This is a genomic window from Clostridium sp. BNL1100 (assembly GCF_000244875.1).
GTDB lineage: Bacteria > Bacillota > Clostridia > Acetivibrionales > DSM-1351 > Ruminiclostridium.
In genome coordinates, this window is record NC_016791.1 from 2,006,798 (window position 1) to 2,032,954 (window position 26,157).

Annotated in this window: 24 protein-coding genes; 20 read left to right on the plus strand and 4 right to left on the minus strand. The window is 36.4% G+C overall.

What is annotated here, in order from left to right; translation table 11 throughout:
- The first annotated feature begins 3 nt into the window (after positions 1 to 3).
- The 6 genes from CLO1100_RS08375 (at position 4) to CLO1100_RS08400 (ending at position 7,037) form a co-directional block, all read left to right on the plus strand.
- Entirely contained in the window at positions 4 to 513 is a 510-nt protein-coding gene (locus CLO1100_RS08375) for a GNAT family N-acetyltransferase (protein ID WP_014313323.1), read from the plus strand.
- 148 nt (positions 514 to 661) lie between these two features.
- Positions 662 to 3,022 (plus strand): ATP-dependent DNA helicase, encoded by a 2,361-nt coding sequence (locus tag CLO1100_RS08380; protein ID WP_014313324.1) that lies wholly within the window; start codon positions 662 to 664, stop codon positions 3,020 to 3,022.
- An 11-nt stretch (positions 3,023 to 3,033) separates the two neighbouring features.
- Positions 3,034 to 5,157 (plus strand): ATP-dependent helicase, encoded by a 2,124-nt coding sequence (locus tag CLO1100_RS08385; protein WP_014313325.1) that lies wholly within the window; start codon positions 3,034 to 3,036, stop codon positions 5,155 to 5,157.
- Between the two features lie 83 nt (positions 5,158 to 5,240).
- Positions 5,241 to 5,807, plus strand: coding sequence for a YqeG family HAD IIIA-type phosphatase (locus CLO1100_RS08390; protein ID WP_014313326.1), 567 nt, complete (start codon positions 5,241 to 5,243; stop codon positions 5,805 to 5,807).
- Positions 5,808 to 5,825: 18 nt separating this feature from the next.
- Positions 5,826 to 6,710 carry a shikimate dehydrogenase gene (gene aroE, locus CLO1100_RS08395; protein ID WP_014313327.1) on the plus strand — a complete coding sequence of 295 codons (885 nt, stop codon included), beginning with the start codon at positions 5,826 to 5,828 and terminating at the stop codon, positions 6,708 to 6,710.
- 60 nt (positions 6,711 to 6,770) lie between these two features.
- Positions 6,771 to 7,037, plus strand: a complete 267-nt coding sequence (locus tag CLO1100_RS08400) for a late competence development ComFB family protein (protein WP_014313328.1) — start codon at positions 6,771 to 6,773, stop codon at positions 7,035 to 7,037.
- An 8-nt stretch (positions 7,038 to 7,045) separates the two neighbouring features.
- Here CLO1100_RS08400 and CLO1100_RS08405 read toward each other — a convergent pair whose 3' ends face one another.
- Positions 7,046 to 7,690, minus strand: coding sequence for a DedA family protein (locus CLO1100_RS08405; RefSeq protein ID WP_014313329.1), 645 nt, complete (start codon positions 7,688 to 7,690; stop codon positions 7,046 to 7,048).
- A 17-nt stretch (positions 7,691 to 7,707) separates the two neighbouring features.
- Positions 7,708 to 8,841, minus strand: a complete 1,134-nt coding sequence (locus tag CLO1100_RS08410) for an LCP family protein (RefSeq protein WP_014313330.1) — start codon at positions 8,839 to 8,841, stop codon at positions 7,708 to 7,710.
- Positions 8,842 to 9,114: 273 nt separating this feature from the next.
- Here CLO1100_RS08410 and iorA point away from each other — a divergent pair, with 273 nt between their 5' ends.
- The 4 genes from iorA (at position 9,115) to CLO1100_RS08430 (ending at position 13,332) form a co-directional block, all read left to right on the plus strand.
- Positions 9,115 to 10,851: an indolepyruvate ferredoxin oxidoreductase subunit alpha gene (iorA, locus tag CLO1100_RS08415; RefSeq protein WP_014313331.1), complete on the plus strand. Its 1,737-nt coding sequence runs from the start codon at positions 9,115 to 9,117 to the stop codon at positions 10,849 to 10,851.
- A gap of 1 nt (position 10,852) precedes the next feature.
- Entirely contained in the window at positions 10,853 to 11,428 is a 576-nt protein-coding gene (locus CLO1100_RS08420) for an indolepyruvate oxidoreductase subunit beta (RefSeq protein WP_014313332.1), read from the plus strand.
- Between the two features lie 123 nt (positions 11,429 to 11,551).
- Positions 11,552 to 12,853 carry a phenylacetate--CoA ligase gene (locus CLO1100_RS08425; protein ID WP_014313333.1) on the plus strand — a complete coding sequence of 434 codons (1,302 nt, stop codon included), beginning with the start codon at positions 11,552 to 11,554 and terminating at the stop codon, positions 12,851 to 12,853.
- Positions 12,854 to 12,900: 47 nt separating this feature from the next.
- On the plus strand, positions 12,901 to 13,332 hold the full coding sequence (locus CLO1100_RS08430; RefSeq protein WP_014313334.1) for an ACT domain-containing protein: 432 nt from the start codon (positions 12,901 to 12,903) through the stop codon (positions 13,330 to 13,332).
- Positions 13,333 to 13,381: 49 nt separating this feature from the next.
- Here the strand turns inward: CLO1100_RS08430 and CLO1100_RS08435 are convergent, their stop codons facing one another.
- The gene (locus CLO1100_RS08435) at positions 13,382 to 13,981 is read right to left on the minus strand and encodes a 4'-phosphopantetheinyl transferase superfamily protein (protein WP_242836708.1); all 600 of its coding nucleotides are present in this window, start codon (positions 13,979 to 13,981) and stop codon (positions 13,382 to 13,384) included.
- Between the two features lie 286 nt (positions 13,982 to 14,267).
- On the opposite strand from CLO1100_RS08435, the gene CLO1100_RS08440 reads away from it, so the two are divergent.
- A complete protein-coding gene (locus tag CLO1100_RS08440) occupies positions 14,268 to 14,975 on the plus strand; it encodes a thioesterase domain-containing protein (protein WP_014313336.1) in 708 nt (235 codons plus the stop codon).
- A gap of 72 nt (positions 14,976 to 15,047) precedes the next feature.
- Here the strand turns inward: CLO1100_RS08440 and CLO1100_RS08445 are convergent, their stop codons facing one another.
- Positions 15,048 to 16,055 (minus strand): SDR family oxidoreductase, encoded by a 1,008-nt coding sequence (locus CLO1100_RS08445; protein ID WP_014313337.1) that lies wholly within the window; start codon positions 16,053 to 16,055, stop codon positions 15,048 to 15,050.
- 285 nt (positions 16,056 to 16,340) lie between these two features.
- On the opposite strand from CLO1100_RS08445, the gene CLO1100_RS08450 reads away from it, so the two are divergent.
- The 9 genes from CLO1100_RS08450 to CLO1100_RS08490 all read left to right on the plus strand — a co-directional run bounded on the left by CLO1100_RS08450 (position 16,341) and on the right by CLO1100_RS08490 (position 26,145).
- A complete protein-coding gene (locus CLO1100_RS08450; protein WP_014313338.1) occupies positions 16,341 to 17,588 on the plus strand; it encodes a competence/damage-inducible protein A in 1,248 nt (415 codons plus the stop codon).
- A gap of 54 nt (positions 17,589 to 17,642) precedes the next feature.
- Complete coding sequence (gene murJ / locus CLO1100_RS08455; RefSeq protein WP_014313339.1) at positions 17,643 to 19,235, plus strand: murein biosynthesis integral membrane protein MurJ; 1,593 nt, start codon at positions 17,643 to 17,645, stop codon at positions 19,233 to 19,235.
- Between the two features lie 96 nt (positions 19,236 to 19,331).
- Positions 19,332 to 20,378, plus strand: coding sequence for a recombinase RecA (gene recA / locus CLO1100_RS08460; RefSeq protein ID WP_014313340.1), 1,047 nt, complete (start codon positions 19,332 to 19,334; stop codon positions 20,376 to 20,378).
- Positions 20,379 to 20,502: 124 nt separating this feature from the next.
- Positions 20,503 to 21,123, plus strand: a complete 621-nt coding sequence (locus CLO1100_RS08465) for a regulatory protein RecX (RefSeq protein WP_014313341.1) — start codon at positions 20,503 to 20,505, stop codon at positions 21,121 to 21,123.
- A gap of 161 nt (positions 21,124 to 21,284) precedes the next feature.
- Positions 21,285 to 22,625: a 30S ribosomal protein S12 methylthiotransferase RimO gene (rimO, locus tag CLO1100_RS08470; RefSeq protein WP_014313342.1), complete on the plus strand. Its 1,341-nt coding sequence runs from the start codon at positions 21,285 to 21,287 to the stop codon at positions 22,623 to 22,625.
- Positions 22,609 to 23,229 (plus strand): CDP-diacylglycerol--glycerol-3-phosphate 3-phosphatidyltransferase, encoded by a 621-nt coding sequence (gene pgsA, locus CLO1100_RS08475; RefSeq protein ID WP_014313343.1) that lies wholly within the window; start codon positions 22,609 to 22,611, stop codon positions 23,227 to 23,229. The genes rimO and pgsA overlap by 17 nt, the downstream gene beginning before the upstream one ends.
- Positions 23,230 to 23,492: 263 nt before the next feature.
- Complete coding sequence (gene fapR / locus CLO1100_RS08480) at positions 23,493 to 24,077, plus strand: transcription factor FapR (RefSeq protein ID WP_014313344.1); 585 nt, start codon at positions 23,493 to 23,495, stop codon at positions 24,075 to 24,077.
- Between the two features lie 60 nt (positions 24,078 to 24,137).
- Positions 24,138 to 25,163: a phosphate acyltransferase PlsX gene (gene plsX, locus CLO1100_RS08485; protein ID WP_187288930.1), complete on the plus strand. Its 1,026-nt coding sequence runs from the start codon at positions 24,138 to 24,140 to the stop codon at positions 25,161 to 25,163.
- On the plus strand, positions 25,147 to 26,145 hold the full coding sequence (locus CLO1100_RS08490; RefSeq protein WP_014313346.1) for a beta-ketoacyl-ACP synthase III: 999 nt from the start codon (positions 25,147 to 25,149) through the stop codon (positions 26,143 to 26,145). The genes plsX and CLO1100_RS08490 overlap by 17 nt, the downstream gene beginning before the upstream one ends.
- The last annotated feature ends 12 nt before the right edge of the window (positions 26,146 to 26,157 follow it).

A 26,157-nucleotide genomic window follows, 5' to 3' on the forward strand; every position in this document is an offset into this window, starting at 1 on the left:
AAAATGGATTATACTATAAGGCCTATACGTGTTGAGGATGCACCGTACATAAATGAGATGTACACAATGGATGGGGTAAGAGAAAATCTTCTAGGGTTATTCAGTGAAAGAATAGATCAAACAGAAGAGTTTATAAAGTCCCTTGGCCAAAATCAATATCATATGGTAGCTGAGACAGATGAAAATGGGGTAAAAAAAGTAGTAGGTACGGTTGCACTGATTGTAAGCCAAACTCCAAGAACCAGGCATACTGCATCTGTAGGAATAATGGTACATAAAGATTATCAGGGAAAGGGAATAGGAACAGCATTATTAGAGAAAATTCTGGATTTGGCAGATAACTGGCTTATGCTTGTACGTGTAGAATTAACTGTATTTGTAGAAAATGAAACAGCTGTAGGCCTGTACAAGACACATGGTTTTCAGATAGAAGGCACAAAAAAGTATATGGCCGTAAGAAACGGTAAATATGCTGACGAATATTTAATGGCAAGGTACAGAAACCTTAATTAAAGTATAATAGCTGCGACATTGAAAAAGAAAAGATTTATTGATATAATAAGAACTAACGTTCTTTGATGAAGCTGATTGGTTTACCGGTCAGCTATTTTATTGATTATCAATTAATATTTTTTGCGGATGGAGGCTAATATACAAAAATATGGGCAAACCCGAGATAAAAATTTCAATCAGAAACCTTGTTGAACTGGTGTTGAGGTCCGGAGATATTGATAACAGGCTTGTTTCCTCGGGCAGAATGCTGGAAGGTACAAAAGTACACCAGAAAATACAAAAACAGGGTGGGGAATCATATAACAAAGAGGTTTCTCTTGTCCATAATTTTGACACAGAAGACTTTATATTCAGACTTGAGGGCCGTGCTGATGGTATAATAGCTGAACCGGGCGGAGTTGTAATAGATGAAATAAAATCCACAACACGTCCCCTTGAATTCATAGATGAAGATTTCAGTCTTCTGCATTGGGCACAGGCAAAGTGCTATGCTTTTATTTATGCGATTCAGAATGAACTTGACAGTATATATGTACAATTAACATATTTTCACATAGAAACTGAGGAAATTAAAAAAATCAGGAAACAGTTTTCATTTGAAGAACTGAAGCTTTTTATTGAAGAATTGCTGGGAAAATATGTGATTTGGGCCAGCATATCAGATTCATGGAATAAAAGAAGAGATACTTCTATAAAAATCCTCGAATTTCCCTTTAAAGACTACAGAAAAGGGCAGCGTGAGCTTGCAGTTGCAGTATATAAAACCATAATGCAGGGCAAAAAACTATTTGCCCAGGCCCCTACAGGTATTGGGAAAACCATATCAACGCTGTTTCCTGCAGTTAAAGCTTTAGGCGAACAACACATTTCAAAAATATTTTATCTCACTGCAAAAACCATTACAAGGCAGGTGGCTGAAGAGGCATTTTCAAAAATGAGAGAGTGCGGTTTGGTATTTAGAACCATAACACTTACGGCAAAGGATAAAATATGTTTCAACAAAGAAGGAAGCTGCAATCCCGATTTTTGTGAATATGCAAAAGGCCATTACAACCGGGTTAACAATGCACTGGAAGATGTGCTGAAAAATTCTGAAAACCTGTCCAGAGATGTAATAGAAGAATATTCGCATAAACATACTGTATGTCCCTTTGAATTCAGCCTTGATCTTTCATTGTGGGCGGATTGCATTATTTGTGACTATAATTACGCATTTGACCCAAGAGTATATCTAAAAAGATTTTTTCTCAACAATACGGGAGATTATGCTTTTTTGGTTGATGAGGCTCATAATTTGGTGGACAGAGCTAGAGAAATGTTTTCCGCTCAAATACTCAAATCAGGGTATCTTGAAGCAAAAAAGCTTATGAAGTCAAGAGTTCCTAGGGTTGCAAGAATATTGAACAAGATAAATTCCTATATGGTGGCTCTCCGTAAACAATGCAAGGATGAAGGTTTTATCGTTAGTAAAACAGAACTAACTGACCTATACAGATTGTTAAATAGTTTTATATCAGAAGCAGAGGAATGGATACTAAAGAATCAAAATAGCAATATAGATGGCTTTGACCAGCTTCTGGAGACTTATTTCAATTCAATAGCTTTTACCAGAATGGCTGATTTTTACGATGAAAGATACGTTACATTTATAGAAACAAAATCAAATGATGTCAGAGTAAAGCTTTTCTGTCTGGACCCTTCTTTTTTGCTTGCAGATGCCGTAAAAAGAGGCAAAGCAGCTGTGTTTTTCTCTGCAACCCTTACACCCCTTAACTATTTTATGGATGTATTGGGCGGGGACAAAGAGGATTATAACATAAATCTTGTTTCACCTTTTACTAAAGAAAATCTTTGTCTTATTGTTAATGATAATATTTCTACAAGATACAAAAACCGTGATAAAAGTTATGATAAAATAGTAGACATAATATGGTCTACTATAAACAAAAAGATAGGGAATTATGTAGTATTTTTTCCTTCATATAAATACATGAACGAGGTTTATACAAGGTTTACAGAGCAATATCCTGAAACCGATACAATAATACAGGAAACCTCCATGACAGAAGAAGAAAGGGAGAGCTTTCTAAACAGGTTCCAATCCGGTACGGGAAAGAGCCTTGTTTCATTTGGAGTTCTGGGAGGAATTTTTTCAGAGGGTATTGATTTGAAGGGAGACAGGCTTATAGGGGCTATAATAGTAGGGGTAGGACTTCCACAGGTTAGTCCCGAACAAGATATAATCATGAATTATTATCAAAACAAAAACCAAATGGGCTTTGAAAACGCATATATGTATCCGGGAATGAACAAAGTACTACAGGCTGCAGGAAGGGTAATCCGTTCAGAACGAGATGTTGGAACAGTGATACTTCTTGACGAAAGATTTTCCAATGGTAGCTACAGGCGACTATTTCCGAGACACTGGGAACATGCTTTGCGTGTGCAGGATACGGTACAGCTTGGAAAATTGTTGGAGTATTTCTGGATTGATAAAAATATTGAATAGGTGAATAGTACATGACACAATCTGAAATAGACAGGGAATATAATAAATCAACAGATATAGCGATTGAAGATGAATTTAAATATTTAAGTCTCGAACAAAGAGAAGCGGTACTTACTGTTAAAGGGCCTGTATTACTTATTGCCGGTCCCGGTAGTGGAAAAACAACTGTAATTGTAAACCGTGTTTATAATTTAATTAAATCAGGTATTAATCCAAAAAGTATTCTGACACTTACCTTTAATAAGGCCGCCCAGCTTGAAATGGAAAGGCGTTTTAGAAAATACTATGGAAGTAGGATAAAAGAAAAAGTACAATTTGCGACTCTTCACAGCTTCTGCAATAGAGTAGTTAGAGACTATGAGATAATGAAAGGGCAGAGCTTAAGGCGTATTGAGGGTACAGATGAAGATATAAATAAGAAAATGCTATTAAAGGACATGTATCACAGCATATACAGTGCAAAAATAAATGATGATGAGCTTGATAACCTTATAAACGAAATAAGCTATATAAAGAATAAGATGATAAAAAATGCCAATGACAGCTTTTTCAGCTCAAAGAAATTCACAAAGGTTTATAAAACCTATGAAGAATACAAGAAAAAAAATCTTATGATTGACTTTGACGATATGCTTACATATGCCTACAGTATTCTTTCAAGATATCCGCAAGTTTTAAAAGAATATAAAAAACAATATAAATATATACAAGTGGATGAAGGCCAGGATTTATCAAATATACAGTTTGCCATTCTCAAGCTGTTGGCAGGGCCGGACGGGAATATATTTATAGTGGCTGACGATGACCAATCTATTTACCGTTTCAGGGGTGCTGAACCCCAGTATATTCTGGATATAAGCCATGAATTTAATAACCTCAGGCTTTTCAGACTTGAAAATAACTACAGGTCTTCCAGTAATATTGTAGACCTTACCAGTAAATTCATAATGAAAAATGATAAAAGGTATTTGAAATCACACAAAACCAATAATAAAAGAGCAGACGACCCAATGATTCTCAGAGCTGAAAGTGAGAGCGAGCAGCAGGATATCTTACTAAAAAAGATAGAAGAGTTGCTTAAGGAAAAGAAGCCAAAAAGCATCGGGGTATTGTATAGAAATAACCTCTCATCAATTCTTATTTCGGATAAATTGCAAAGGAACGGAATATCATTCAGAATCAGGCAGAACAGATTGTTTTATTTCAAACACTGGCTTGTACAGGAGGTATGTGCCTTTTTATTATTCGCACTAGATGGCTGTGATACAGAATCATTTACAAAAATATGCTTCAGAATGAATAGATTTATATCAAAAACCATGCTGGAATGTGCCTTACAGGGTGAAGGAAGTGAAAATGTTATTGACAGAATAATAAATAGTCATGACCTTAAACCTTTTCAGCTTACTGCAATGAGGGAATTAAAAGGAGAATTCGCTTCGTTAGCAAGGAAGAATCCTTGGTTGGCATTGGAGTATATAAAAAATAACTTCAGATATCTGGAAAGTATTAAAGATTACAGTGCCATATCCGGTCAGTCCTTCGATTACCTGAACAGGTTGTATGGGATTTTACATGGAATATCAATTGATTGTCCTACTATTTCTTCATTTCTTATGCGGTTGCATGAGTTGGAACAAATATTTCAGGATGGAGGATATAAGCACGACAGTGAAAAGAATGAAATAACTCTGAGCACGCTGCACTCTTCAAAAGGACTTGAATATGACAATGTATTTATGATAGACCTCATAAACAGCGAGATTCCGGGAGACAAGGTTCTTGAAAACTCTGAAAAAATCGTACTCGAAGAAGAACGGAGACTTTTTTATGTTGGAATGACAAGAGCAAGAAAAAAACTTTACCTCCTCTATTCCGGAACTGAAAATAATGAAATAGTTTTACCATCTGTTTTTGTAAATGAGGTTGTACAACTTTTGCAAAAGGACATAATAGTTAATATAGGTGAAGGGAAATTTGTCAGCCATGCTAAATTCGGCAGAGGAGTAGTAGTTTCAATAGAGCAGGACCCTTTAGCCGATAAAAATATCATCGAAATAAAGTTTTTTAAGGTGGGATGCAGAAAATTTGATTTACAGCTTTGCCTTAACAATAAACTTCTAAAATTTGAATAATGAACACAATACAAGAAGAAGCACAAAATGGTTTGCAAAACATAATACGTTTTGCTATCATAGGTTGATATGGAGGAATTTACATGATTGAAAAATATTATCCTGACTTATATTTTAATAGTATAAGACATATTGATATAAATATACTTAAAGAAAGAGGCATCAAGGGAGTTATACTTGATATAGATAATACCCTTGTACCTATGCATACAAAGGATGCTGACGAAAATGCAATAAGTTGGGTCGCTGAACTGCAAAAAATAGGATTTAAGGTTTGCATACTTTCAAACGCTTCACTTAAAAGGGTAACAAGGTTCAACAAAGAAATGTCGGTAACGGCAATACACAGAGCATATAAACCCGCAGGAAAAGCATTTCTCAATGCTGCTGATAAAATGGGTCTGGAACCGGAAAAGGTAGCGGTTATCGGTGACCAGATATTTACCGATATATATGGGGGAAATAAAGTAAATATGCTTACAGTACTTGTAAAGCCTATAGATAAAAAAGAAATTTTGTATGTAAGGTTAAAAAGGCATATTGAAAAAAGAATCTTAAATCGTTTTAGTAATGTACAAACGTCTAGACTGGAAGTAAGAAATGAATGGAAAAAGAAAAGGCTTCAAATAGAAAAAAGCCGGTTAAAATGACATTGGGGAGGCAAGCCAATGAACTTGGTTGAAATTGTTAACGGAAAAACACAGTTGTATGGTGTGCTCGGTAATCCAATTGAGCATACAAAGTCACCTTTTATTCATAATACACTATTTAAAAAATTTGGAGTAAATGCTGTATATTTACCTGTACTTGTTGAAAACGGAAAGTTGGAACAGGTCATGGATGGATTAAAAGGTATAAACTTTTTAGGTTTTAACGTAACTGTCCCATATAAAAAAGACGTTATAAAATACCTGGATGAGGTTTCAGCAGAGGGTATGCTTATGGGCGCAATTAATACCGTAAAAAAGCAAAATGGAAGGTTCATAGGAACTAATACAGATGCTGAAGGTTTTGTCAGGGACTTTTGCGATGGTTTTGAAACCACATTTAAAGGTAAGAGAGTAATGCTACTGGGAGCTGGAGGAACGTCAAGGGCTATTGCTGTTAAGCTTGCAACCGAGGGTATAGAGCATCTTACAATAGTAAACAGGACAGAAGCCAACGCAAAAAGCATTTCTGATCTTGTAAACAGCAATTTCGGAAACATTGTTAATACAATGCTCCCGGAGAAAGACAAACTTGATAAAGAACTTGAAAATAACCAGATTGTTATAAATACAACACCTGCCGGCATGAGTACATACCTTGATTCAACTCCATTTGATATTGATTTCAACTTTAACGGAACTCAGCTGGTATATGATGTACTATATGTCCCTAAGAAAACAAGATTTCTAATACAGGCAGAAAATGCGGGATGCAAAATAAGAAACGGATTTGGTATGTTGATAAATCAAGGGGTTTCATCCTTTGAGATTTGGACGGGTATGCAGGTGGAAAGAAAACAAACCAACGAACTTTTAAAAATTATAGAAAATATAGAGGGATTTTGAAAATATTACCGAAATGATTAATGTATGTAATTTTATAAGTCGGTATAAGGGGATGAAAGTATGGTAACGTTGAAAAATTATATGGAAGAAGTTGTATTCAATCTGATAGACGGCGTCCTGGACGATATTAACATGTGCAAATGTGAATTGTGCGTTAAGGATATAGCTGCTCTTGCTCTTAACAGCCTTCCTCCGAAATACATTGCCTCTGAAAAAGGTGAGCTGTATTCAAAAGTAAACAGTTTAAGAAACCAATTTGAGGTAGATGTCATTTCAGCTATTACAAAAGCAGCAGTTCTTGTTAAAGAAGCACCCAGACACAAATAACTCAATAACTATTTATTTCCCATAGATTTATTGCTTTCTCTACGGGAGGAAATAATCTTGTAAATTACAAATAGGACTATGCAGATTAAAATCAGTGCTATTACTATATTTTCAAAACCCTTAAAATACGGCCTGATTTTAGTCTCATAATCCTTCCCGAACACAAAACCAAGATAAATCAGAGTAAAATTCCATGGAAGCATCCCGATTGTTGAGAAAATAATAAACTTAAATTTATTTATTTTAGCAATTCCTGCAGGTAAAGAAATAAATGTTCTGATTACAGGAAGAAGTCTTCCGAGACATACAGCCAGCATACCTCTTTTTTTAAATACCTCTTCCGCTTTATAAAAATTCTTTTCCGATACAAAAAAGTACTTTCCGTATTTCAGTATAAAAGGCCTGCCGCCATAAGAACCAACAAAATATGCAATCATAGAACCAATAAGACTACCCACAGCCGCAGCGATATTTGCTTCCAGCAGGGTAATGCTGCCCTGAGAAGCCATCATTCCTCCAAATGGCAGTATAATTTCACTGGGAAGAGGAATACAACTGCTTTCAAAGAGCATCCAAAGCCCAATTCCCCAGATTCCCATACCTTCAATAATATCTATTAAAGGCATTAAAATATTATGAATAATAGTAGTCATTTTTATACTCCTTAATTTTATCCCTTTGATGTTCCTTTAGTGTCAGTATCAGTATTTGAGGGATTTTGTTTCTTAATAACAGGCTTTTTTTTCACAGCTGGAGGAGCCTTTACCTCATCCTCATCATCGTTACTTTCATCAGGAACATAAAGTTCACCTGATGGCGTTGCAATTCCATTGGCGGAATAAAAATAATTTTCAACTATCTCAGCCGCAGGAAGAGATTCTTTTGACTCAATATTGATTAAATTACCGTTGTATACGTAGTACCATCCTTTATTTATAACCTTGTCTTCACCGTCAAGACGGAAAGAATTAAAGTTATCAGGCGAAATACTTATGAGCCCGGAGGACATCTTTAATGCATCTGACAAAGTCATATTGGTTATAATATTTTCAAAGGCATAATTAAGCACGGGATTTAGCTTTGGAATATTTTGTACCTTTAGCTTTTGTTTTATAAATTCCTTTATAAACTTCATCTGCATTTCAGTTCTCTTTATATCACTGCCGTCATAAAATTCTTTTAACTCTTGTGTGTAACGTTCACCGTTCGGTTTCCTGAAACGGAGTAATTGTTCAACCTTGTCACCGTCCAGCAACTGAGAGCCTTTTTTCAAATTTATATGAAGATTTTGGGTTGGATCATCATACTTCATATCAACTGGAACGTCAAAATAAACTCCCCCAAGCATATCTGTAATCTTTTTGATTGCGGAAATATTGATATGAACATAATAGTTGATATTGATTCCGGTTAAGTTACTTACAATCTCGGAAGCATATCTTGCACCTTCGTGGTTTCTTCCTCCTGCTGCATATGCTGCATTGATTTTTGGAAGTATATTGTTTTTTAGTTTAACCTTAGTATCTCTCGGTATTGTAACGATACTTATCTGGTTTTTTTCGGGATTATAATTTGCTACCAGCATTGAATCCGTATTACCGCTTGACTTGTCACCAACAAGCAGGAAGAAATTCATAGGTTCTTTATTGGTAGTGGCGTTAAGTCCTTGAAGTATCGCAGGAATAGCATTGTTACCGGTTGCTCCTGTAACGCTGTTTGCATAGTAAAGAAAAACTGTTCCCATACCAAAAAGAAACAAGCCTACTACTATAGTAATTATATAAGTAAATTTTCTAGTGTTCATTATCAGACCTCTTAATAGTTTATTGTTTACAGTCAGCAATTATTATATCATATATTTATAGAAAATTTCTAAAAATAATCTATTCTGGTGGATAATTAAAAGTTTGTTCAAAATTAAACATGTTTAAAACAATAAAATAAACCCTGTATAGTGCTAAATGTGTCGAATTTCTTCATTTACTTTAGACTGATAATACTTTATAATAATAAACAATGTATGCTGATTGTAATTAAGTATTACAATAATTAATCAAATAGAGATGGGGGAATATCAATGAAAAAGCTCATGCTCGGCAATGAAGCCGTGGCAAGAGGAGCATATGAGGCAGGCTGCTCAGTAGCGGCTGCTTATCCGGGAACTCCTAGTACGGAAATTACTGAGTACATATCAAAATATGACGAAATATATTCAGAGTGGGCACCAAATGAAAAGGTGGCACTCGAGGTAGCTATAGGTTCATCCATCGGAGGAGCAAGATCCATATGTTCCATGAAACACGTAGGACTTAATGTTGCAGCAGACCCTCTTTTTACGGTATCTTATACCGGCGTAAACGGAGGTCTTGTTATAATGGTTGCTGATGACCCTGGGATGCACAGTTCTCAGAATGAGCAGGACAGTAGGTTCTATGCAAGATCATCAAAGGTTCCTATGCTTGAACCTTCCGACTCTCAGGAATGTAAGGACTTCGTAAAACAGGCATTCTCCATAAGCGAGACATTTGACTGTCCTGTAATCGTCAGACTTTCCACGAGGGTATCCCATTCCCAAAGTGCTGTTGAACTGAGTGATAAAGAAGATTACAAGCTTAAACAATACTCGAAGGATGCAAACAAATATGTCATGATGCCTGCTATGGCAAGAAAAAGGCATGTTGAAGTTGAAAAAAGAATGGCTGCTTTGAGAGAATTCTCAAATGAAAGCGGACTAAACAAAGTTGAAATGGCAAGCAAGGACATCGGGGTTATAACCAGTGGAATTTCATATCAGTATGTAAAAGAAGCCATGCCTGATGCATCCGTATTAAAGATAGGAATGGTACACCCAATTCCTGAAAAACTTATTGCTGATTTTGCAGCAAGTGTAAAAACCCTTTATGTAGTAGAAGAATTGGAGCCATTCTTTGAAAATCAAATTAAGAAAATGGGTATAAAAGTTATCGGTAAGGAAAAGCTTCCTGTAATCGGAGAGTTCAGTGCTCAACTGGTTGCGGAAAAACTCCTTGATAAAAAGTTTGATTCTCAGGAAGCTTCCAATAACGCCGTTCCGGTAAGACCACCGGTAATGTGTCCTGGATGTCCTCATAGAGGCATGTTCTATGTTCTCAAAAAATTGGGTCTGACCGTCAGCGGAGACATCGGCTGTTATACTCTTGGTGCATTGCCTCCTAACGAAGCAATGGACATATGCGTGTGCATGGGTGCCAGCATTGGTGTGGCACACGGACTTGAAAAAGCACGTGGGGCCGAATTCAGGAAAAAAACCGTAGCTGTAATCGGAGACTCAACTTTTATACATTCAGGCATTACGGGTTTAATAGATATCGTATATAATAAAGGTAACTCCACTGTAATTATTCTTGATAATTCAATTACAGGAATGACTGGTCACCAGCACAATCCAACAACCGGATTTACAATCAAGGGTGAGCCTACAAAACAGGTAGATCTTGAACTTCTTTGCAAATCTGTGGGTGTTGACAGAGTTACGGTTGTAGATCCTTTTGATATAAAGGAATTCGAGAAGGTTGTAAAAGCTGAAACAGATGCAGATGAACCTTCGGTAATAATTTCTCAGCGCCCCTGTGCACTTTTAAAACATGTTAAATATGAAGGAAGTCACAGAATAATACAGGATAAATGTAAAAAGTGTAGAATGTGCATGAAAATAGGATGCCCGGCTATAGTAGAAAAGGGCGATCACCTTGAAATAAACCCTGCACTTTGTGTGGGTTGCAAGCTCTGCACAAAGATATGCGGATTTGGTGCTATCGAAAGGGCAGGTGAATAAGGTGAAAAAATTAAATCTACTTATAGTTGGTGTTGGCGGACAGGGAACACTCCTCGCCAGCAGAATACTGGGAACAGTTGCATTAAAACTGAATTTTGACGTTAAGGTCTCAGAGGTACATGGTATGTCCCAGAGAGGCGGCAGCGTTGTTACATATGTAAGGTATGGAGAAAAGGTATATTCTCCTCTGATAGAAAAAGGAGAGGCTGATCTCATTATTGCCTTTGAACAGCTGGAAGCGCTCAGGTGGGTGGAGTATCTCCATAAGGATGGCAAGATGATAGTAAATGAGCAGGAAATTGATCCAATGCCTGTAATTATAGGAAAGGCTAAGTATCCTGAAAAAATACTCGATACATTAAATACATCTTATAGAATTTACTCACTTGACGCACTTAAAATAGCCAGAGAATGTGGAACAATAAAAGCGGTGAATATTGTTCTGTTGGGAGTAATGGCGAAATTAGCAGGTATTGATAAAAACATATTTATGGAAGCCATAAACGAGGTTGTTCCTGCAAAGGTACTAGATGTAAATATCAAAGCCTTTGAGGAAGGTTACAATTATCATTATTAAGAATTTAAGCCTATTGCTTTTGTGTGGGGCTACATTTTGTAAGTAAACCCTGAAAGCCATTCCGAGTGGGATGATGGCAAAGAATATATAAATTTATATTTATTCTTGGGAGGGTGAAATGTTATGTCATATTGGAACCAGGCATACGAATGTATGTCCAGAGAAGAAATGCGTAAGGTTCAATCGGAAAGATTAATTAAAACTGTAAAGCTGGTATATGAAAATGTACCAACTTACAGAAAGAAGATGCAGGAAAAGGGTATGTTACCGGGAGATATCAAGTCTGTTGATGATTTGAAAAACTTACCCTTTACCTATAAGCAGGATTTGAGAGATACATATCCATACGGACTCTTTGCAGTACCTATGAGTGAAATTGTCAGAGTCCATGCATCTTCGGGAACAACTGGTAAGAAAACGGTTGTAGGTTATACGAAAAATGACCTTGATGTTTGGTCTGAGGTCATCGCCAGAACATTTACAGCTGCCGGAGCAGTGAAGGACTCTTTTCTGCAGATATCTTACGGTTACGGATTATTTACAGGAGGACTCGGTGCTCATTACGGCGGAGAGAAACTGGGAGCAACGGTTATACCTACTTCATCAGGAAACACAAAGCTACAGCTTTCAATTATGCAGGATTTCGGCACAACTCATCTTGCATGTACTCCTTCTTATGCTTTGTATTTGGCTGAGGAGATGGAAGAACTGGGAATCAAGAGAAGCGATTTAAAGCTGCAGGCCGGTATTTTCGGGGCGGAGCCTTGGTCGGAAAGTATGAGGCAGGAAATACAGGACAGACTAAAAATTAAAGCTTTTGATATATACGGATTAAGCGAGGTAATAGGGCCGGGAGTTGCATGTGAATGTGAATATCAGAGCGGTATGCATATACCCGAAGACCATTTTATCCCTGAAATTATTGATCCAGAGACAGGAGAAGTCCTTCCTGAAGGCTCAGAAGGAGAAATTGTCTTTACGACTATTACAAAAGAAGGACTTCCATTAATAAGGTACAGAACCAGAGATCTTTCTTCGTTGAATTATGATAAATGTGAATGTGGACGTACAGAAGTAAGAATGAACAAGGTTGCCGGTAGAACAGACGACATGCTCATAATCAGAGGTGTAAATGTTTTCCCTTCACAGGTGGAAAGTGTTCTATTATCAATTGGCGAGACGGCACCTCATTATATGCTGGTAGTTGATAGAAAAGACAATTTGGATACACTTGAAATTCAGGTTGAAATCACTCCAAGCTTATTCTCAGATGAAGTAAAAAGGCTGGAAGATGTAGAAAAGAAGATTTCTAAGGAAATTAACAGTACTTTAGGAATAGGTGCAAAAATCAAGCTGGTTGAACCCAAAACCATTCAGCGCAGCGAAGGCAAAGCAAAAAGAGTTATTGACAAAAGGGTTATTTAATAAGGGTTAAGTTATTCATTAACAATTATAAAGGAGGCCTGTTAACCATGCTTGTTAAACAGATTTCAGTTTTTTTAGAAAACAAATCAGGAAGGTTGGCTGATGTAACCAGAACACTTGCGGATAATAACATTAATATCTGTGCCATGTCTATAGCCGATACTACGGATTTTGGCATATTGAGACTTATTGTTAATAAGCCGGAAGATGCTGAGCGTTTTTTAAGTGAGCAGCAGTTTACGGTAAGCTGTACCAGCGTTATAGCAATCGGTGTTGAAGATAAACCGGGAGGACTTGCAAAGTCATTGGACATTCTTCAGGATAATGGTATAAGCATTGAGTACATGTATGCTTTTGTAGGAAAAACAGGTAATGAAGCATTTGTTATTTTGAGAGTTGAAAACCCTGAAACGGCAATAGAAACTTTATTGAAATACGGGATAAAAATACTACCAAGCGACAAGATTTATTGTGCATAAATAATAAGTTATAAAGGGCTGCCTCTCATATATTGAGGTAGCCCTTATATTATCCCAAAGTATGTAAAATATCCTGAACGGATACTTTACATATTTTATCCGGAAAACAATCTTCCTCAGAACAAACGGAAACGATATGGTCATCGTCAATTTCAAATAGACTGAAAAAGCAATTTGAAAGATTATTGGCATCTTTCGTTGTGAGAGATATCCTGCCTGAATCTATGTTAAAAGAAAAAGAATCGAGAGGTAGTGACAATCCCCTTCCGTCAGCTTTTATGTAACTTTCCTTCAATGTCCACAGCATAAAAAAGTACCTGGTACGGTAATGTGCCGGTTGGCTCATAAGACTTTCATACTCATTCTGTGAAAAAAATCTTTTTGCAATGTCAAAATCGGCTTGTTTTATAAGTTCCACATCTATTCCACAGGGTTTATCTGAAAGAATACAGACAACCCAATCACCGGAATGGGATATATTATAAAAAACAGACTGGTTCACAATTGCAAGGTATGGTTTATTAAAAGAATCCGTTTTGAAACTAACATCTTCATTTTTATAGTTTAAGTCTTTACATACAGCATACCTGGCTATGACTTCACCAAGAAGACATCTTATAGAATCCTCCTTAAATAAAAACCTTTCCATTTTTGCTTTTCTCTCATCAGAAATTAATCTTTTTAATAAATTAATATTATCATCAGTGCATGCAGAAACTTTTATCCCATATAAATTAACCAAGAAACCCCAACCTTTCATAACAGCATGCTTTGCTTATACGCCGAATTCTATTCTAACAGAGATTTACATATTTGTGAAGTTTATATAAGGATTAAGTAGGAACTATGGAAATCCTAAACTGTATAATATATAATATATGGGTTAAGTAAAAAAGTTTGGAAAATATTTAAACTATTTTATCAAGAGGAGTACTATGAAAAATTCAATTAATCTGTTTTGCTTTCCATATGCAGGGGGTTCCTCAAGCATATATTCCAAGTTAAAACATTTTGCTGACAAAAATATAAAAGTGAGGCCTGTGGAACTTGCAGGGAGAGGACAAAGGATAAGCGAGCCATTATACAAAAATATGGCAGAAGTAATAAATGATGTTTACGATAAAATATCATCGTCTGTAGATGAACAGCCCTTCGTTTTATTTGGACATAGTATGGGAAGCTCCATTGTACTTGAGCTAGCACAAAAGATCCTTAAAAACAAAAAAACAGAGCCGCTGCACCTTTTTATTTCAGGTCGATGTCCTCCTGCACTTTATAAGAATTGTAAGAAAATATATGATTTACCGGATGAAAAATTTATACATGAGGTTTATGAACTCGGAGGTACACCCAAAGAGGTTTTTGAAAACAAGGAATTGCGTCATTTATTTTTGCCTATTCTAAGGTCGGATTATAAATTGGTTGAAGAATATGATTATATTGAAAAAGATGAGAAATTAAGCTGTGACATAACAGTTTTTAATGGGAAAGATGACAAAATGACCAGCTTGGAAGGAATGAAGAGATGGGAAGATTTTACATATGGTAAAACTGACATAATTGAATTTGATGGCGGACACTTTTTTCTGCATAATCAAATGGAGCAAATCATGAATATAATAAATAAAACTTTAAATCGTTAATATTCAAAATAAATGTCGGAACCGTAAAGTCCTTTGGTTCCGACATTTTAACTGATTGTTAGGTAAAAATAATTATTTCTTCATAGAATTCGTATAATTATTGATAATTGTATCACACCAATCATCAAATTCTTTATCTTCAGTCTGGAGTTCTGGATGGGAAAGAATATTTTCCAAAACAAATCTGGCTCCCTGATCAAAACGCACAGTTGCATTAAAACCGGGTACCAACCTTTTTATTTTTGAATTGTCGAATACGACTGTGTTTGACTTATCACCCAAAAGGGATCCTGTGAAATCATAGTCGCTGCAAGCTGCAAGATAATCGGTTGCAATGTGTACAGCATTGAGATTTACCCCTAAAGTAGAAGCGAGTATCTGATATATCTGGTTCCATGTAAGGCTTTCATCAGACGTAATGTGAATCGCTTCACCAATAGCATGGATATTACCCATTAAGCCTATAAAACCTTTAGCAAAATCAGTGTTATATGTCAGAGTCCATAAAGAACTTCCGTCACCGTGAATAATCACAGGCTTGTTTTCCAACATTCTCTTTATTACCTGCCAGCTGCCGTTATTTCCATGAACGCCAAGAGGAATGCTACGATCGTCGTAAGTGTGGCTGGGACGTACAATAGTCACTGGGAATCCGTTGTTGCGGTATTCTGACATTAGAAGTTCCTCACAAGCAATTTTATTACGAGAATATTCCCAATAGGGGTTTGCAAGTGGTGTTGATTCGGTTATTCGAAAATCAGACAGAGGCTTTTGGTAAGCTGAAGCAGAACTAATAAATATGTATTGCTTTGTTCTGCCTGAGAAAAGTCTGATATCACGTTCAACCTGTGAAGGTACAAATGCAATGAAATCTGCCACAACATCAAAATTCTCATCTTTTATAAGGGAACTTACAAGTGCTTCGTCATTTATATCAGCCCTTAGGAGTTTTGCTCCTTCAGGTATCCTTTCTGATCTGTTACCCCTGTTAAGGAGATAAAGTTCCCAACCCTGTGCAACCAAAGAGGACGAAATTGCCGAACTGATAATGCCTGTTCCACCGATAAATAATGCCTTCATAATAATTCTCCTTTGATTTTATAAATTCAATCATTTGTACTGGTAAATAATTTATAAAAGTATTATATAACGATAATTAAAATAAATACATAATTACATGGTGAAAAAGTACTTGAAAGCCCACATAATTATGTTATAATTAAATTGATTAATTGAACTCAAATTTCTTTTCTGCAATTCCATTTCTTAAATTAATTCCTTTTTTTTAATGTTTGCTTACTATTTTGTTTTCATGTTGTATAATAAATAAATACGGTTTATTTACTTTATAACGGAGGCACAAATATGAGAGCAGAAATATTAGCCGTTGGTACAGAGTTGCTCATGGGGCAGATTGTTAATACCAATGCACAGTATATATCCTCAAAACTGCCTGAAGCAGGGGTTGGTGTATATTATCATAGTGTAGTAGGTGATAACCCAGATAGATTGGAAGACTCTTTGAAACTTGCTTTGGAACGGTGCGACATTGTCATTACGACAGGCGGTCTGGGACCTACACAGGATGATTTGACAAAGGAAACTATTTCACGGGTCTGTGGTAAAAAGCTGGTTATTCATGAAGATAGTCTAAATAAAATAAAGAACTATTTCAGCAGGCTTGGAAGGCAGATGACGCCCAATAATGAAAAGCAAGCCTATATGCCCGAAGGTTGTATAGTTCTTAAAAATAATAATGGTACTGCACCGGGATGTATAATAGAAATGGGAGAGAAGGTAGTTGTAATGCTCCCGGGACCGCCGGTAGAGATGAAGCCAATGTTTTTGGATTATGTTATGCCCTATTTTAAAAATAAGGGTGCTTACTCACTGGAATCAGTAATTTTAAGGGTTTTTGGTATCGGTGAATCGGCTATGGAAACTAAAATAATAGATTTGATTGATGGCCAAACAAACCCGACTATTGCCACGTATGCCAAGGAAGGCGAGGTTACGATAAGGGTAACTGCCAGTGTTCAAAAGGGAGAAAGTGCAGAACAAATACTGATGCCTGTTAAAAATGAGATTAAGAGAAGAACCGGAGAAAATCTGTACTCTGATAAGGATGAAACTTTGGATGCTGTGGCTGCAGGACTTCTTTTGGAAAATAATATTACAATTGCAACTGCCGAGTCCTGTACAGGAGGGCTTATTTCAGAGATGCTTACTGACGTACCGGGTATTTCCCGGGTGTTTATGGGGGGAGCAGTAACATATTCCAATGAAGCAAAAATGGAATACCTTGGAGTAAAGGAGCAAACAATCAAAGCTCACGGAGCAGTCAGCCGTGAAACAGCAGCAGAAATGGCCGAGGGCATCAGAAAGCGTTTAAAGACTGACATTGGTATATCCGTTACCGGAATAGCCGGGCCTGGCGGAGGTACTGCTGAAAAACCGGTTGGGTTGGTCTATATAGGTCTTTCCTGCGACAGCGGTACAATCACAAAAGAGCTGAGACTTTCAGGTAATAGAAAAAAGATCAGAACGATTACTGCATTAAATGTGTTTGACTTAATAAGAAGACATGTTTTAAAGCTGGAAATTGATCTTTGATAATTGATATACACAGGAAAAGGACTGCCAGATGGGCAGTCGGGAGGGTTGAATTTGAGTTCAAATAATAAAAAATTAACAGGTGCCGCAATAATAGTAATGGCATCGTTGGTTGTAAGCAGAATAACGGGTTATCTCAGAACAATACTTATTAATAATCTGCTTACGGCAGCACAGTCGGATTCATTGCTGGCAGCGTTCAGAACGACTGACTTGATGTACAATTTATTAATCGGAGGGGCAATTTCCGCTGCACTTGTTCCCGTACTATCAGGATACATAGCTAAAGATGAGGAAGAAGACGGCTGGAAAGCTATCGGAACTTTTGTAAACGTTGTATTTGTAACCATGATTGGTGTATGTATACTTGGAGTAATATTTGCTCCCGCTGTTGTATCCATGACTGCGTCAGGCTTAACGGGCGAAAAAAGAGAGCTGACAATCCAGCTTACCAGAATACTGTTCCCGTCAGTTGGTTTTATGATGCTTGCAGGAATAACAAACGGAGTCCTTTATTCATATAAGAGGTTTGCTTCCGCTGCATTTGCACCGTCAGTTTACAATCTTGGAACTGCACTTAGCATACTCATACTTAGCAGATTTGGTGTAAGATACGTTGCATTCGGCGTATTGGCAAGTGCAATCATATATTTCATAATGCAGATATCCTTCGCATGGCCCAATTTAAAGTATTACAGGCCTAAAATTCTTTGGCAGAATCAGGGGTTCAGAAGGCTGTTCAAGCTTGCAATACCATCTCTTGCAGCATCTGCCATAGCACAAATAAATATACTTATATCACTGAACTTTATATCAATGTTCAGAAATGACGGAAGCATAACGGCATATTACAATGCAAATGATTTATGGCAGCTGCCCTACGGCATATTTGCAATGGGACTTGGAACAGCTATTCTTCCTACACTTTCAGAAAAACTGGCACTTAAAAAGGTAGGAGAATTTAAGGAAATACTTGATAATGGTTTTCGAACAATTCTGTACCTTATAATACCGTCATCAGTGGCATTTATAGTCCTTTCTCAACCTGTTGTCAGCGTTGTTTACAAATGGTCGCAAGTTATCGGGAAAGAGAGAATCATAACGGCAGGCAGTATATTATTACTGTTTACGGCTGCAATGATCGCCCAGTCAATGCTTGCTCTTCTGAACAGAGCTTTTTATGCGGATAATGATACCAAGACGCCTCTTTACATTGGTACAATATCTATTGTACTAAACTTTGTTTTCTGTTACATATTTATGAAAGCTACAGATCTGGGCCCCGCCGGAATGTCATTATCATATTCCATACAAAGCGTGGTAAATATGGCTATTATGATGGTGATAATATCAAAACGAATGAATGGAATGGGATGGAAAAAACTGCTTAACTATTCATTAAAGCTGTTGGGAGCTGCGGTTATAATGGGGGTAGTATTATTCATATTAAACAGATTTATCCCTGTTGATTTTACAAAGCCTTTTGTAATGCACTCAAAACTGATTGAAATAGCAGCCTTGGGAATAGAAATTGTAGTAGGGGCATCGGTTTATTTTGCATTTACCATGTTGTTTAAGGTTGACGAGGCAGTTGCAGTTAAGAACAAATTTATTGGGAAAATTAAGCACTTAGTAAAAAAATCATAAGTAACAAAATATTTTAAATTTAACAGTTGACTGTAGATAAAATAAAATATATAATTAAAAAAGAACAAATGTTCGAACGATAAAGGAGGTCACCCCGTGTTAGAAAAGAAAAAAGCATTAGAGATGGCTTTGGGCCAGATAGAGAAACAGTTTGGCAAAGGTGCGGTAATGAAGTTGGGCGAAAATTCGCATATGAATATAGAGAGTATTCCTACAGGGTCAATGAGCCTTGATCTGGCACTCGGAGTAGGAGGAGTTCCCAGAGGAAGAATAGTGGAAATTTTCGGGCCTGAGTCATCAGGTAAAACAACAGTTGCACTGCATATTATTGCAGAGGCTCAAAAAGCCGGAGGCGAAGCTGCATTTATTGACGCAGAACATGCCCTTGATCCTGTGTATGCAAAGAAACTTGGGGTTGATATAGAAAATTTGATAGTATCACAGCCTGATACAGGTGAACAGGCTCTTGAGATTACAGAAGCACTTGTAAGAAGCGGTGCCATAGATGTTATTGTAGTTGACTCTGTTGCTGCTCTTGTGCCTAAGGCGGAAATTGACGGAGAAATGGGAGATTCACATATAGGATTACAAGCAAGGCTCATGTCACAGGCACTGAGAAAATTAGCCGGTGTTATTAGTAAATCAAAGACAACAGCTATATTTATTAATCAGCTTCGTGAGAAGGTTGGTATAATGTTCGGTAATCCGGAAACTACGCCGGGTGGTAGGGCATTAAAGTTCTATTCCTCAGTAAGGCTTGATGTCAGAAGAATAGAAGCCATTAAGCAAGCTAATGAAGTTGTTGGTAACAGAACAAGAGTAAAGGTTGTAAAAAACAAAGTTGCACCTCCATTCAAAGAAGCAGAGTTTGATATCGTTTATGGTGAGGGTATATCAAGAGAAGGTAGTATACTTGACATAGCTGTTAGCATGGATATTGTCAACAAGAGTGGAGCGTGGTTCTCATACAACGGTCAGCGTATAGGCCAGGGCCGAGAAAATGCAAAACAATATCTAAAAGAAAATCTTGCTATGTGCAGTGAAATTGAGAAACTTATCAGAAGCAATTTTATTGTAACTGCTGCTCCACAAAATGAAGGACCCGAAGAAGACGAAGATATTGCACTTGATGAAATTGAATAAGTGATATATAGAATAAAAGAAGAATAATTAGAGTCATTATAAGGCATGCCGGAGGATTAATTCCATACAGGCATGCCTTATATATAGTATGGACGTACTATGGGAATACTAAATGGAGGCTGTTATGCGGATTACATCAATAGAAAAAAGTAATAAGAATAAATCCATGGCAAGTGTCTGCATTGATAATAAGCAAGAATTCGTCTTGCCCCTGAAACGTATTGATGCTCTTAACCTTACCATTGACAAAACCATCGAGCAGGAAACGCTGGATTACATACTTAAATATGAGGTTTACGCCGCTGCAAAGAATTCTGCGGTAAAATTTCTTTCACTAAAGCTCAGAACTTCTTATGAAGTAATAGAAAAGCTTAGTGAACTTGGGTATGAGGAAAGTACAATAAGCCAAGTGATAAAAGATTTAACTGAAATAGATTACATAAATGATTACAAATATGCAGCTAAGTACATATCCGAAAAAACAAAGCTGAAGCCAAAGTCTATAAAGCTAATGGAAATGGAACTGGAAAATAAGGGGATTCCTAACGATATAATATGCAGTGTTATTGAAGAATTAAACCCTGATGATGATCAGGTAGCTTTGGAATTACTCAAAAAAAGGTATTCCAAATATAGTGAGTATGATGAGATTTTGATTAAAAAAATGAAATCTTATCTTGCAGGCAGAGGGTTCAGTTATAATCAAATTTCAAAAGCAATAAGTAAATACTTACCAGAAGACTGATGTAATGCGGATTTCAACTGCAACAAAAATTAAATATTTGCAAATTATTTACCTAAAACATTGACAATCTGTAATTATTATTAAATAATTTTTAATAGAACTTTTTAGAGTATTAAAACAACAAATATACGATCTTAAAATCGAAACATGGAGGGTTTTGGGTGAAAAAAAAGATAGGCATCGTCTCATTGGGGTGCCCCAAAAATTTAGTAGACAGCGAGATAATGCTGGGTATGCTGTCACATGCGGATTATGAAATTGTAAACAACAAGGAAGATGCTAATGTACTTATAGTAAATACATGCGGGTTTATCGAATCCGCTCAGCAGGAATCCATAAATACAATTTTAGAAATGGCAGATGAAAAGGGACGCAATTGTGAGGTACTTATAGTTACCGGTTGTATGGCAGAAAGGTATAAAGAAAAAATACTTGAACAGATACCGGAAGTAGACGCAGTTCTGGGCACGGGTAATTATAAAGAAATAGCTGAAGTAATTAATCTTGCTTATATGGGCGAAAAGACAGTATCTTATGGAAAGCTGGACGAAACTGATTATCTTGACCAAGAGAGAGTAATTTCGTCAGCCAAACATTCTGTATACTTGAAAATATCAGAAGGATGCGATAATCGCTGCACATACTGTATAATACCGTTTCTCAGAGGTAAATACAGGAGCCGTAAAATGGAGTCATTAGTTAGAGAAGCTGAGCTTTTAGCTGAAAAAGGTGCAAAGGAAATCATTATTGTTGCACAGGACAGTACTCGTTACGGTATTGACTTATATGGCAAAAAAATGCTTCCTGAGTTAATCAGAAAGATATCGGATGTTAGCGGAATAGAATGGATAAGGCTTTTGTATTGCTACCCTGAGGAAATAGATGATGGGCTTATTGAAGAAATAGCTAAAAATCCAAAGGTGTGCAAATACCTTGATATACCGATTCAACATGCATCTGATAAAGTATTAAAGCAAATGGGAAGAAGAGGCACTATTTCTGAGATTAAGCAGGTACTGAATAAATTAAGAGAAAAAGTTAGCGGTATTACTATCAGAACATCACTGATTGTTGGATTTCCAGGTGAGACAGAGGAAGATTTTGAAGAATTGATTGCTTTTCTAAAGGAATTTAGGCTGGATAGAGTAGGCGTATTTACTTATTCCAAAGAAGATGGTACACCTGCAGCGAAGCTGAAAAGCCAAATACCAAAGCATATTAAAAGAAATAGGCAAAAAAAGATTCTCGAGCTTCAAAATTCAATCAGTAGGGAAATAAATCAAGACAGGAATGGAAAAGTCTACAAAACTATAGTTGACGGTATTGCTGATGATGGTATATTCTATTATGGACGTACTTATGCAGAAGCTCCTGAGATTGACGGGGTAATTTATTTCACCAGTCCTGAAGAGCTTTCAATAGGTAGTTTTACAGATGTAAAGATTCTTAATTCCGAAGATTATGATTTGATAGGAGAGGTCATAAATGAATTTACCAAATAAAATAACTATATCAAGGATATTTTTAGTTCCGTTATTTATGATTTTTGTTATACCAATTCCTGATGCTACAGTTAATTTTCAGCTTTTGTCTTTCTTGAAAGATGAAATGTTGTCAGTTAATAATTTTATAAATAATTATGGAAGTTATGTTGCTGCTGCGTTATTTATTTTGGCTGCAAGCACTGACGGGGTTGACGGATATATTGCCAGAAAGCATAAACTTGTTACTGCTTTTGGAAAATTTCTTGATCCAATAGCCGATAAATTACTAATTACTGCAGCATTGATTGCTTTGGTTCAACAGCAAGTTGTAACAGGTTGGGCAGCTATGATTATAATCTCCAGAGAACTTTTAGTTACAGGATTACGTTTGGTTGCCGCAGGAGAAGGACAGGTTATTGCAGCAAACAAGTCAGGAAAAGTTAAAATGGTATTCCAAACTGTTGCAGTTTCGGTTTGTCTTTTAAAGAATTGGCCATTCTCAATATTTACAGATGTGCCGGTTGACTCCTACCTGATGTTTATAGCTGTTATAATAACTATATATTCAGGAATTGACTTCTTTGCAAAGAACTTAAAAATACTTAAGTCTGGCGGGATGTAAAACCAATCATCTATATTGATATACAAATGTAGCCGTAGGAAACTGCGGCTATTTATTATGTCTTAGGTCTTAGTGGTAGAGAGGTTCGGTAAAGAAAGAACCAAAATAAAAACATGTTTATGTAAATTTAATATTAGTACCTGCGGGAAATTTAATATTATCAGAAAATAGTTGCAATAATAGTAAAGTTAATATATAATCCTATTATCAGCAATTAGTATCTGGTAATAATTATAGATAATAATTATAAGGGGTGGTTGTAAGTGAGCAGATCTTCTTCTCACAAACAGCAAAGGCAAAAGACTCTGCTTGAAAAAATTAAGTACGACCCATTTTTAACAGATGAAGAATTAGCTGATTATTTTAAAGTGAGCGTACCAACAATCAGACTCGACCGACTGGAACTTTCAATTCCAGAGCTGCGTGAAAGAATTAAAAATGTTGCCGAGAGCAATCAGGAAAAATTGAAGTCACTTAAAAGCAGGGAATTTATCGGCGAATTAATAGATTTACAGCTTGGGCAAAATGCAATTTCACTTATGGAAACCAACAGTACAATGGCATTTGAAAAAACTCATATTGTACGGGGACACTATATTTACTCATTGGCAGAGACCCTTGCTATTGCAGTAATAGATTCACAGGTAGCCTTAGTTGGAGTGGCAAATATAAAGTACAAGATTCCTGTTTATGCAGGGGCAAGAATTATAGCAAAAGCAGAGGTCAGGGAGTCTAAGGGAAACAGGTTTATTGTCTGGGTCAAAATATACGAAAAAAACGTTGAAGTATTCAGAGGAAAATTTATACTGGTATCTCTTAATGAAAATACAATTAAAGAAAAAATATGAAATTGTTTAAGTATATTCTGAATATTTATTTAATGATACTTTTGGAGAGTGACAAAGATGATTAACATTATTGTTGATGCGATGGGTGGAGATAATGCACCTGATGCTATAATAGACGGTTGTGTTGAAGCAATAAATATGAAAGAAGGCTTCAATATTACTCTTGTTGGTAAAAGCGAAATTATAGAAAATAATTTAAGTAAAAAGGAATTTAATAAAGATAGAATAAACATTGTCAATGCAACAGAGGTTATAACAGGAGAGGATACTCCTACAAAGGCAATAAGAAATAAAAAGGATTCCTCCATGGTTGTAGGTATGAGGCTCTTAAAAGAAAATAAGGGTGATGCATTTATATCAGCAGGTAATACCGGAGCTATTATGACAGGGGCACTATTGATTGTAGGTCGTATAAAGGGAATCGACAGGCCATCACTTCCGGCATTGGTTCCGTCAAAAAAAGATATGGTTCTGATAATAGATGCAGGTATGAATACCGTTTGCAGACCAATAAATTACTTACAATTCGGCATAATGGGTTCCATTTATATGAAACTGATTTATAAAAAAGAAAACCCAAAAGTCGGCCTTTTGAATGTAGGGTCGGAAGATGCAAAGGGAAATGATACTCTCAAGCAGGCATTCAGTATTCTTTCTTCTTCTCAAATCAATTTTGTGGGAAATACCGAAGGGAACAATATCCCGGGCGGAGATGTTGACGTAGCTGTTTGTGACGGCTATGTAGGAAATGTTGCTTTAAAGCTTTATGAAGGTGCGGGATCTCTGTTTCTTGGAGAACTTAAAAAAATATTTACATCAAATTTTTTAACAAAGCTTTGTTATCTGATGCTTAAACCGTTTTTTAAGAATTTTAAAAGTAAATTCGATCCTGATGAACTTGCAGGAGCTCCTGTTTTAGGTGTTAATGGATTGGTAATAAAGAGTCATGGTTCATCGAAGGCAAAAACAATAAGATATGCAATTTTAAATAGAGCTATACCGTTAATAGAAAATGGCGTAGTAAATGAAATTAAAGAACAATTCAAGAATATGGAGGTGGACTCTTCCGATGATAAAATCGACTAAGAGTGTAGGGATAATAGGTACAGGAAGCTTTGTACCCGAAAAAGTACTTACCAATAATGATTTGGAAAAATTGGTTGATACATCAGACGAATGGATTATAAAAAGAACAGGAATATCAGAGAGACGCGTCTTAGATGTTGACGTTCCTAATTACACGATGGGAATTGAGGCAGCAAAGAGGGCTTTGGAAGATGCAGGCCTAAATGCTGAGGACATTGATTTGATTATTCTATCAACCGAAGCCCCTGACTACATGTCGCCATCAATGGCATGTATTATTCAAGGCGCTATTGGAGCTGTGAATGCTACTGCATTTGATATAAATGCAGCTTGTACAGGGTTTATTTACTCTTTGTCCGTTGCACAGCAGTTTATTGCAAATGGAGTTTATAAGCATGCTTTAGTAATTGGTTGCGAAGGTTTGTCAAAAATTGTTGACTGGAAAGACAGAAATACCTGTATTCTATTCGGTGACGCTGCCGGTGCGGTAGTACTTGGAGAAGTTGATGAAGGATATGGAATACTTGATTCATTCCTTGGATCAAACGGAGCTGAAGGTATGAATATAACAATTCCAAACCTGTATTTATCCGAAGAAGAAAAGGAAAAGAGAATAGAAGGAAAATACAATTCAATATGGATGGATGGCAAAGAGGTATTTAAATTTGCCGTAAAGGCCATGTCAACTGCAACAATGCATGTTTTAGATAATCTAAATATGGATATAAATGAGCTTGATTTCATTTTTCCACATCAGGCAAATACCAGAATTATTGATGGTGCCATAAAGAAACTTGGTATTACAGATGATAAAATACACTACATTATAAATAAATACGGTAATATTTCATCAGCATCCATCCCTGTAGCAATGGATGAAGCCAAAAGGGAAGGAAAGTTGAAAAAAGACGACAAAATGGTTCTTGTTGCTTTTGGCGGAGGACTGACCTGGGGGTCAATGGCTGTTAAGTGGTTTAAATAGCAAATAATTAAT